Raw genomic sequence first — 9,767 nt, 5'->3', positions numbered from 1 at the left:
GGGAGGTTGAATGATTCTTTTTGTCATTGTCGGGATGCCTGCATCCGGTAAAAACATTGCCAGAAGCTACGCTGAATCAAAACAAATCCCATATTTTGCTACCGGCGACGTGGTCCGCGAAGAAGTGAAAAAACAGGGACTGGAACCGAACGCGGAAAATACCGCTATGGTCTCAACGCGATTACGGGGCACCGACGGTATGGGCGTTACGCGATTGGTCCTCTCCCGCGTGATAGAATCAAAAAACAACCTTGTCTTTATGGAGGGCATACGCTCGTTGCAGGAAGTAGCGCTTCTCAGGGAAAGGGTCGAATGTGTGGTGGTCGCCTTCGTGGCGCCACGGAAACTGAGATTGGAAAGGATCATGTCGCGGGGAAGATCGGACGATTCAGCCGATGCCTTTGACGACAGAGATATGAGGGAGATCGCGTACGGGGTTGCCGTACCGGTTGCCCTGGCCGACGGTTACATCCTGAACACCCGCAGTATGGAAGACGCTATGAATGACCTCAACAACATCGTAAAGAATTATGTATGAAAAAGATCTTCCTTGCCACCTGCATCATCGCGGCCTTACTCTTTTTCTCTAACATACAATCAAGAGACTTCTGGGCCCCTGATGAAGGGGATTTCGCACAGATCACAAAGGAGCTTGACAACAACCTGATCGTTCCGCACTTAAACGGCAAACCATATGGCGAAAAACCCCCTCTCTTCTATTACCTGAACTACCTGTCGGCAAAGATCTTCACCCCCCTCAGGGATGAAGCATCGATGCGCATCCCGACCGCGTTGTCTGCCTTACTGGCAGCCCTTCTCCTCCTTTATGTTGCCTTCAGGTCTTTTGGGGAGAAGGAGGCGCTTCTCGCGACGCTCATCCTCATAAGTTCTCCCCTTTACTACTGGCAGGCACGGTACCTGCAGGTCGATATGGTCTTTGCCGCCTTTGTCTCATCAAGTCTTCTATGTTTCTTCCGGTTTTACCATCAAGGGGAAAAATCCCTGTACATCCTTTTTTATGTCCTCGCCGGGCTCGCCTTTATGACCAAGGGGCCTCTGGCCGTCATCCTCATATTTCCCGTTGTTCTCATATACTGCTGGTCGCAAAGCGATCTTCATATCTTTAAAAGGAAAGAGACCGCTATCGGTATATGTATCTTTCTGCTGATAATCGTGCCGTGGTATTTGCTGGTCTATATGAAGGAAGGGTTCCCCTACCTCCAGGAGAACATCATCCGTCAGAACCTCACGCGGTTCTTTGACGCATGGAGCCACAAGCGACCCGTATATTACTATTTCACGACCCTTCCCTTAGATTTCTTTCCCTGGAGCCTTTTTCTCCCCATGGGCATCTACCTTGCCGCAAAGGGCTGGAAAGATGACCGCGGAATGCGTTTCTTCCTTATCTGGTTTCTATGGATGTTCCTGTTCTTTTCGCTTTCGTCAGGAAAGATCAGCAAGTATATGATCCCTCTTCTGCCTGCCATGGCGCTGATGACCGCCCGGGCATTCACGACGGAACATAAAAAATATGTTTTTTACGTATCCGCGCTGCTCGCAACGGTCTTCCTTGCCCTTGGCATCATCCTTATCACCGTCAAAACAGAGATGTACAGGGAATTCCGTCCTGAGAGGATCTCTATCGGCATCCTGTCCCTGCTCGTTTCAATAGGAATTGCATGGTCTGCTTTGCTGAAAAGGACAGAGGCGGCTGCCTGCATTCTCTTCATCTTCCTCGCAACAACCTACATGGCAGCCAACATATGGATCTACAACAAACTGAACTACTATAAATCGCCGAGGCCTTTTTGCGAAAAGGTACGGGATCATCTGCAAAAGGATACACGGTGGGTCTATTATGGCAGCATGAGGGGCGTTTACGTATACTATATAGGGAGGCAGGCTATCCATATCGATGAGCACAGGACTGAGGAATTGCAACAGTTAAGGCAGCGGTTCGATGAATTCTATCTGGTAACCCGCAAGCGGGACATCGGCGAGGCGCGCAAGGCCCTGACTGATACCAGTATAGTCCTGGAAGAGAAGATAGGCGACACGGAAATGGTGCTTGCCCGGTATCAAAAACACGGGGGATAATAAAGAGATATTGTGAAGAAGAATAAGCAGATAATACATGTCGCCGCCCTCCTTATCCTCTCCTACATCTTTCTCTTTCACGGTATCGGCGGCTATTCTCTGAAAGAACCTGACGAGGGCAGATACGCGGAGATCCCGCTGGAGATGGTCGAAGGCGGCGACTGGGTGGTCCCGCATCTGGACCATGTGAGATATTTTGAAAAACCACCGTTATTCTACTGGACCGTGGCGGTCTCCTATACAATATTCGGCGTCAACGAATGGTCCTTCCGGTTTCCCAACGCGCTGTCTGCCTTTGCATGCATCATGATCCTCTACTGTGTCCTCCGACGAAGGTTCTCTGAAGAGGTTGCCTTCATATCATCGGTGATCCTCCTGTCGTCATTCGGTTTCTTTGCGATGGCGAGGATAGTTACCCTCGATATGTTCTTCACGCTCTGGCTTTTTTGCGCGCTCATAGCCTTTGCCGGATACTACAAAGAACGGAAGGGACGGTTCCTCTATATTTTCTATGTGGCCCTTGGTCTCGCAACCCTCACAAAGGGTCCTGTCTGCGTGATCCTGGCAGGCATCACTATTGTGATATTTCTCTTCACGGAAGGGAACCTTGCCTTTCTCAGAGACCTCAAGCCCCTCCGGGGCCTCGCGATCTACGCGGTCATCACCCTGCCCTGGATCATCGCCATGGCCCTGAAGGAGAAGGAGTTCCTCTATTTTTTCTTTATAGACCAGCATGTATTGAGGTTTTTTACGGCAAAACACAAGCGGTCGGGGCCCGTCTACTACTTCCTGCCGGTATTGTTTGCCGGACTCCTGCCCTGGTCTGTGCTGATACCGAGGGGCATCGTCAATGCCTGGAGGAACAGCGAACTGAGGCTCTTTGCTATCTGGACCTTCGTGGTCTTTATCTTCTTCAGCCTTTCCGGCTCAAAGCTCCCTCCCTATATCCTCCCGGTCTTCCCTGCCCTTTCGATCATCATCGGTCACCTGATCCATAGCTATTGGGAAGGACGCATAAAACAAAAAACAGAGATAGTGATCTATATCGTGATCTTCGCCGTCTTTGCCCTTTCCGCCCTTCTGCCGTCTATTGCCATCTTCAATACATACATCCACAATGTGTCGGAGGAAGCCCCGGTCATCATGAAGGATCTCAGGAATTTTTCTATCGCCGTCTCCCTCTCTTCCCTTGTCCTCTTCTGTCTCCTGATCGTACGAAGGTTCAACACGTTCCCGGTCATCTTCTACCTCTTTACCTCCTTCTCTCTTGTCCTCGTTCTCGCTATCATCGCGAACATACCCGTTATCGACAGGATGAACACCACAAAAGAACTCTCCGCTATCATCAATCAGAAGAAGACCGGCCAGGACCTCATCGTCAACTATGCGGCCTACGACCAGACGTTGCCCTTTTATACACGGTCAAAGGTGTTAATAGCCTCCTACAAGGGCGAATTGGAGATGGGTTCGCAATATGAAGATGCGAAAGACATCTTCATCAATGACAATGATCTCATTGCCCTTCTCAATTCGGAGAAAGGCGTATTTACGGTACTCAAGAAGAAGAGGCTTGCCCTGTTGCAGGGAAAGGTCTCAAGGCCGTTGACAGTGCTGAAATGTATGAACGAACGTTGCGTTGTATATAATAAATAATTAATAACAGTGGATTAATAATATAATATTGATGTTATTTATTACAAATTGTTATTAACTATTTGTTATTATTAATTATTATGATAATATTACCTGCACTAAAACGGCCTTTTCACCTGATATGTATTTTAATTTTATCAATCTCATTCTATAGTTGCGCATCAACACCACAACACGTTCCCCCTTCTGCCTCCGGTTCCCTGAAAAGGGACCTGACGGAGTTGCTGAAGGAGGATGTTCTGAGATCGAGCCATATCGGTATAGAGATAAAATCCATGGACAGGAACGAGGTCCTCTTTTCATACAACGCCGGCCAGCGCTTCATCCCTGCGTCGGATGTAAAGCTCTTTACCGTTGCTGCCGGGCTGGCGTACCTCACACCTGATTTTGTCTATGAGACCAGGCTGATGCAGCATGGCGTTGTCGAGTCGGGTGTCCTGAAAGGCGACCTGATAGTCGTCGGCTCCGGCGACCCCACGATCTCAGGGTACTTCCATGATGGCAATCCGACAAAGGTCTTCGAGGATTGGGCGGAAGCCCTGAAACAGTCAGGTATCCGGTCAATAACGGGCAATATCGTCGTCGATAACTCCTTCTTCCGTGCAACTCCCCTCGGGCCGGGCTGGAGCTGGGACGATGAGCTTTTCTGCTATTCGGCCTCGAACGACTCCTTTTCCTTCAACAACAATTGCGTTGCCGTCGTTGTCGCGCCGGGCAATTATGCCGGCGATCCCGTTACCGTACGCGTCGAGCCGGGTTCCGGCAATCTTGTCATCGTAAATAAAGCAAAAACAGGCCATAAGGAAGGCATGGATGACATATCTATCGGAAAAAAACCCTGTACGAATACAATAACCATCTCCGGGGGTCTGCCCATGAACCATCCCGAATACAGGGTAATGGTCTCAGTGGAAAGGCCTGCCTGTTACGGAGGTCTCATCTTCAAAGAAATACTGGCACAAAGAGGCGTCTCCCTTCATGGACGCATAGATTGCGGGCAGCAGGGTGAGGTCTCCCGTGAGGTCAGGGGGACGACCGTGGCAATATACAGGTCACCGGGGCTTTCTGAGATTATCAAGGTCATCAACAAGAGAAGCAGCAATTTTGCTGCCGAACAGCTCTTCCTGACCATAGGGAAGATGCAAAAGGGCGAAGGGAGCCAGACAGCGTCCACAACAGCCATTAAAGAATACATGGAAACAATTGGTATGGACACCGCTGATCTCTCCATTGTCGATGGCTCCGGACTCTCCAGGTACAACCTCGTCACGCCAAAAGGCATCGTGGTGCTGCTTGATTACATGGCGCGGAGCCGATACTTCGGTGTATTCTATGATTCCCTCGCCATAGCAGGCATGGACGGCACCTTGAAGAGAAGGATGCAGTCCCCTCCCCTTCGGGGCAACCTGAGAGGCAAAACAGGCTCGATGAACCACGTCCGGAACCTTTCTGGTTATATGACAACAGGGGGCGGCGAGAGACTGGCCTTTGCAATACTGATAAATAATTTCAGCGCCGATCCTTCATTAATAGAGGATATCATCGAAAGGATCTGTCTCAGACTCGTAAAAGCAGCCGATAATGAATAGTATATCGTATATCGTATTTCGTATATCGTATATCGTAGATAAAAAAACCGTTCGGCGTCGGGGTACCCGCTTGCGGGTCGCCGGTGTTCGGCGAGGAACCCTGTGAGGAGTGAGAGACCAGATACTGGCCGCTGGATACTCGATGCTGGTCGCTCGATACTCGATGATCGATTATCGATAATCGACGCTGACGGCTGTGTGCTGATAGCTGGTCGCTGTTGGCTATCTCACTATTCTTCTTTTCATCAACCGGAAAGGTAAAGGGATCAGGACGAGAAGGGCGATACAGAGCCACAGGATATCGCCCGCTACGCTGGAGACGTCCCCCGCGGCAAAGGACCTGCAGATGTTCGTAAGATGAAAAAGCGGCGTAAAGTAAGCGATATAGGAGACAAAGGGCGGCAGTGCGTCAAGGGGGAAAAAGATGCCCGAGAAGAGGAACATGGGCGTCATGAATAGGGTATAAAAATAGTTCAGAGAATCGATCCCGGGCACAACGGCGACACATGCCATCGATATCTCCGCAAAGATCAGGCCGCTCACGAAGAGAACAGGCAGAAGCGTGATTACCAACGGGGATTCCACAAGACCGAAAACGCTGATCGCCGCAATGATGATGGCGCCGTAAAAAACACTTTTTGTGGCGGCCCATATCAACTCCCCCGCTACAAGGTCATCGATATTGACAGGGGTCGAAAGGATCGCGTCAAAGGTCTTCTGAAAGGTCATCCGCACATAGGTGCCGTACGTGGATTCATACGTCGCGGCAAACATCGAGGACGAGGCAATAATACCGGGGGCGATAAACTGGATATAGGGTTTCCCGTGCACCTCCTTTACAAAGGCCCCGAGTCCGAACCCGAGGGCGACAAGGTAAAGGACGGGCTCAATAAAGTTGAGTGCAATGCTCGACTTGTAAAGTTTCGTGTAGACGGAAAAATGTCTTTGCCAGACCCGCATCGCCCTTTTAATCTTCAAGCAATCTTCCTGTGAGTTTAAGATAGACCTCTTCGAGGTTCCCGCCATGTTTTTCTTTCAGGCGTTCAGGGGAATCGATGGTAATGATCTTGCCCTGATCCATAATAGCCGCCCTGTCGCAGAGCCTGTCGGCCTCCTCCATATAGTGCGTGGTAAGGATCAGCGTCGTGTCCCGCGCCTTCAGATCATTCAGCTTCTTCCACACCACCTGCCTCGTGTGTGGGTCGAGTCCTGTTGTCGGTTCATCGAGGATAAGGAGCTCCGGCCCGTTCAATAAAGCCCTTGCAAGGAGGAGGCTCCTCTTCATCCCTCCCGAAAGGTTCTTTATGCTTACGTTGGCCTTTCCGCTCAACTCGACGTACGAAAGAAGCTCTGTAGCAATAGCCAATGACGTATTCTTCGGGATATCAAAATACCTTGCATAGACAATCAGGTTTTCGATGACAGAGAGCTCGAGGTCGAGGTTCTCCTCCTGGGGCATCACCCCCAGCCGTGATTTTATGAGGCTCGGCTCATCCTTTACGTTGAGGTCAAAGACCTTCACATCACCTGAGGTCGGCTCAATGAAACAATAGAGCACCCGCATGACCGTCGTTTTGCCTGCGCCATTAGGACCAAGGAAACCGAAGCACTCACCCTTTCGGATCTCAAAGTCAACGGAATCGACGGCCCGCAAGCCGTTGAAGTCCTTCGTCAGTCCTTTTGCCGTAACGATATTCATGGAACGATATCATATCATATAATGCAGTATATCGTATATCGTCGTTCGTATATCGTATATCGAAAAACCTGTAAGTCGTAAGGGGAGAACACCTGTGAAAAGTGAAAGGTGAAAAGTGAAAAGGTAAATGTGTCATTGCGAGCGAAGCGCGGCAATCCCATTCAAATGCAGTCGTCAGCAGACAGCACACAGCCGTCAGTATGAAGGCTGTGAATCGTAAGGCGTTAGACGTTAGGCGATTAAACCCCTTACGACTTACACCTTACCACTTACGGGTTTTTCGCCATGAGCTATCAGCCGTATTCCTCGCCGAACGCACCACGCCCAACGCCGAATGTTCTTCTTTGCACTGCGATCTACGATATACGAAATACGATTAACGGTTTAGCCGTAGCGATACTGGACGCCGTACTCTCCCTTCGGGTAGCCCCATTCTATGGCGCCCTCTTTACAGGCAACCATGCAGGTTCCGCACTCAAGGCAGCCGGCAAATTCCACGACGATCTCATCGAGCTCTTCGTTATATGAGTAGAGATGACCGGGACATATAAAAAGACAGGGCTTCGTTGTGCACTGCTTCCTGCATATCTCATGTTTAATGATAATATGGCTTTCTTTGTCCGTTTTAAACGCATCAAGGGCAAGTTTCTCGTCAATCCTCATTACATGCACCTCAGATCTTCCTGATGTTGTATAGTTCTTTAAGCCGCTTGAAGCTCAACATACCGGATGCCTTCAGTTCTTTCCATAGGGTGGCGCCTATCTTCTCTTTGGGCCCGTCCCCGAACCACATGATCTTATCGAGAAAACCGGTAAAGGTATCCGGGTAGTAGCTGAAAAAGGACTCGTTATCGAGAAACTCCGGCATACCCTCGCAGGCAGCAAGGTCCTTCAGCACAAAGGTCTCCTGTAAACGTTTCTCGTAGCCGGAAAGGGTCTTTGCGGTGAAATCGTTCGCCTCTTTTGCTCCGGTGATCGTATCGGCCGCGATGATCCCCGATGCGATGGCAAATTCCATGCCCCTCACCGTCACCCCCATATTCAGGGCAAATCCCGCTGCGTCGCCAACCACAACGATACCGTTCCCGTAAAGCTTCGAGATCCCTTTGTAACCGCCTTCCGGTATGATATGGGCGGAATATTCAACGAGACTGCCGCCGTCAAGGAGTCTTTTGATTTCGTACTTTTCTTTAAATGCATCCATCAGGGTATGCGCCTCTATGGGCGGATCCTTCTTCATCAACCCCTGGATACCCGCCACGATACCGATCGAAACGGTGTCGCGATTGGTATAGAGAAATCCTCCGCCGAAGATACCCTGTGTCACGTCACCCAGAAAGAGATGGGCACAGCCTTCATTGCTGCCGACATTGAATCTGTCGTTGATCTTCTCCTCGGGGAGCTCTATGACCTCTTTCATACCCACTGCGTAGTTCTTCGGGGTCATCTTCTGTCTCAGTCCTGCCTTTTCCGCCATGAAAGAGAGGACACCGTCGGCGGCAACAACGACATGGGCGGCGATCTCCTCGCTGCCGGCCCTGATGCCGGCCACGCTGTCGCCTTCCCAGAGGAGGTCGTCAACCCTGTACCTGGGAATAACAAAGACGCCTTTACTCATCAGCTTTTCCGACAGCCATCTGTCAAAACGGGAGCGGAGGAGCGTGTAGCTGTGGTCTTCACCCCTGAACCTCTCACCGGTAAAATCAATATTAAGGGAGTTGCCTTTGCCGAAAAGGCTCCAGCGTTCCCTCACCACCTTTCTCTCGAAAGGGGCATCGTCCAGCATGTCGCCGACCAGTGATCTTATCGGCATGAGGTAGAGCCTTCCGCCGGTCACGTTCTTGCTCCCCGGGAAGTCTCCCCGTTCAACGACAATGACCTGCAACCCTTTATCGGCGAGTCTGTAAGCGCAGGCAAGCCCCGCAAGGCCGCCGCCTACAATTACAACGTCGATCTTATCCATGTCAGATCTCTTCCCTTGTCTTTTTCAATGCTTCCTTCAGGATCGGGAGTACGGCGAAGGCATCATCGACGATCCCGTAGTCGGCATAGTGAAAGATCGGGGCATTGGGATCCTTGTTGATTGCCACGATGACCTTGGAAGTGTCCATCCCCATCGTATGATGCAGGGCGCCGGAGATCCCGCAGCCGATATACAGCTTCGGCGATACCGTCTTGCCGCTCTTGCCTACCTGGTCGTCATACTCTCTCCATTTACTGTCAACAACGGCACGCGATGCGCCTACCCTGCCGCCCATGATCCCGGCGATCTCTTCGAGGACCTGAAAATGTTCCGGTCCTTTCATACCCCTGCCTCCGCATATGATAAAATCCGCTTCCTGCAGGTCGACCTTTTCCGAGACATGTTTTTCTGCGCTTATGATATTCATCTTCGGGTCCTTCACAACCTCAAACTGTTCTTCTACAACCTCGCCGTTCAGCGACCCTTTTTCGACACCGAACGAATTAGGTCTGAAGGTTATGAAGATCACCGAATCCTCGCTGCAGGTGATCCATGATATGACCTTTCCCCCGAAGAGCGGCTTTTTGACCTTTATGCCGGTGTCGTGGAAGTCTATGCCGACGGCATCCGATATCATTGCCCCGCTAAACCGCGCGGCAAGCCTGGGGAAAAGGTCCTTGCCCGTTACCGTGGAGGCGCCAAGTACGGCAAAAGGACTATATTTTTTGAGAAGACCCTCAAAAACACCCGCATAGGTATACCACCG

9 protein-coding genes are annotated in these 9,767 nt (G+C 50.7%); 4 read left to right on the top strand and 5 right to left on the bottom strand.

Annotated features, from left to right (window positions below; translation table 11 throughout):
• Window positions 1-10: 10 nt before the first annotated feature.
• The 4 genes from PHU49_10360 (at window position 11) to dacB (ending at window position 5,339) form a co-directional block, all read left to right on the top strand.
• Complete coding sequence (locus tag PHU49_10360; protein MDD5244408.1) at window positions 11-538, top strand: AAA family ATPase; 528 nt, start codon at window positions 11-13, stop codon at window positions 536-538.
• Window positions 535-2,097: a glycosyltransferase family 39 protein gene (locus PHU49_10355; GenBank protein ID MDD5244407.1), complete on the top strand. Its 1,563-nt coding sequence runs from the start codon at window positions 535-537 to the stop codon at window positions 2,095-2,097. The genes PHU49_10360 and PHU49_10355 overlap by 4 nt, the downstream gene beginning before the upstream one ends.
• A gap of 12 nt (window positions 2,098-2,109) precedes the next feature.
• Window positions 2,110-3,750, top strand: a complete 1,641-nt coding sequence (locus PHU49_10350; protein ID MDD5244406.1) for a glycosyltransferase family 39 protein — start codon at window positions 2,110-2,112, stop codon at window positions 3,748-3,750.
• Between the two features lie 80 nt (window positions 3,751-3,830).
• Window positions 3,831-5,339, top strand: a complete 1,509-nt coding sequence (gene dacB, locus PHU49_10345; GenBank protein ID MDD5244405.1) for a D-alanyl-D-alanine carboxypeptidase/D-alanyl-D-alanine-endopeptidase — start codon at window positions 3,831-3,833, stop codon at window positions 5,337-5,339.
• A gap of 222 nt (window positions 5,340-5,561) precedes the next feature.
• Here the strand turns inward: dacB and PHU49_10340 are convergent, their stop codons facing one another.
• The 5 genes from PHU49_10340 to PHU49_10320 all read right to left on the bottom strand — a co-directional run.
• Window positions 5,562-6,317 (bottom strand): ABC transporter permease, encoded by a 756-nt coding sequence (locus PHU49_10340; protein MDD5244404.1) that lies wholly within the window; start codon window positions 6,315-6,317, stop codon window positions 5,562-5,564.
• Complete coding sequence (locus tag PHU49_10335; protein ID MDD5244403.1) at window positions 6,307-7,038, bottom strand: ABC transporter ATP-binding protein; 732 nt, start codon at window positions 7,036-7,038, stop codon at window positions 6,307-6,309. The genes PHU49_10340 and PHU49_10335 overlap by 11 nt, the downstream gene beginning before the upstream one ends.
• 384 nt (window positions 7,039-7,422) lie before the next feature.
• The gene (locus PHU49_10330) at window positions 7,423-7,701 is read right to left on the bottom strand and encodes a 4Fe-4S dicluster domain-containing protein (GenBank protein ID MDD5244402.1); all 279 of its coding nucleotides are present in this window, start codon (window positions 7,699-7,701) and stop codon (window positions 7,423-7,425) included.
• Window positions 7,702-7,711: 10 nt separating this feature from the next.
• Complete coding sequence (locus tag PHU49_10325; GenBank protein MDD5244401.1) at window positions 7,712-9,001, bottom strand: FAD-dependent oxidoreductase; 1,290 nt, start codon at window positions 8,999-9,001, stop codon at window positions 7,712-7,714.
• 1 nt (window position 9,002) lies between these two features.
• The coding region (locus PHU49_10320; protein MDD5244400.1) for an electron transfer flavoprotein subunit alpha/FixB family protein at window positions 9,003-9,767 on the bottom strand (765 nt) is incomplete at its 5' end.

It is taken from the genome of Syntrophorhabdaceae bacterium, assembly GCA_028713955.1.
In the GTDB taxonomy this organism is placed as follows: Bacteria; Desulfobacterota; Syntrophorhabdia; order Syntrophorhabdales; family Syntrophorhabdaceae; genus UBA5609.
The sequence above is the reverse complement of the archived record's forward strand: the minus strand, read 5'-3'. Positions and strand labels throughout refer to the sequence as shown.

What these genes read in the sequence shown, in the direction of transcription:
- PHU49_10360 (MDD5244408.1), top strand. Translation starts at nt 11, where the DNA reads ATGATTCTTTTTGTCATTGTCGGGATGCCTGCATCCGGTAAAAACATT.
- PHU49_10330 (MDD5244402.1), bottom strand. Translation starts at nt 7,701, where the DNA reads ATGAGGATTGACGAGAAACTTGCCCTTGATGCGTTTAAAACGGACAAA.
- dacB (MDD5244405.1), top strand. Translation starts at nt 3,831, where the DNA reads ATGATAATATTACCTGCACTAAAACGGCCTTTTCACCTGATATGTATT.
- PHU49_10355 (MDD5244407.1), top strand. Translation starts at nt 535, where the DNA reads ATGAAAAAGATCTTCCTTGCCACCTGCATCATCGCGGCCTTACTCTTT.
- PHU49_10325 (MDD5244401.1), bottom strand. Translation starts at nt 9,001, where the DNA reads ATGGATAAGATCGACGTTGTAATTGTAGGCGGCGGCCTTGCGGGGCTT.
- PHU49_10335 (MDD5244403.1), bottom strand. Translation starts at nt 7,038, where the DNA reads ATGAATATCGTTACGGCAAAAGGACTGACGAAGGACTTCAACGGCTTG.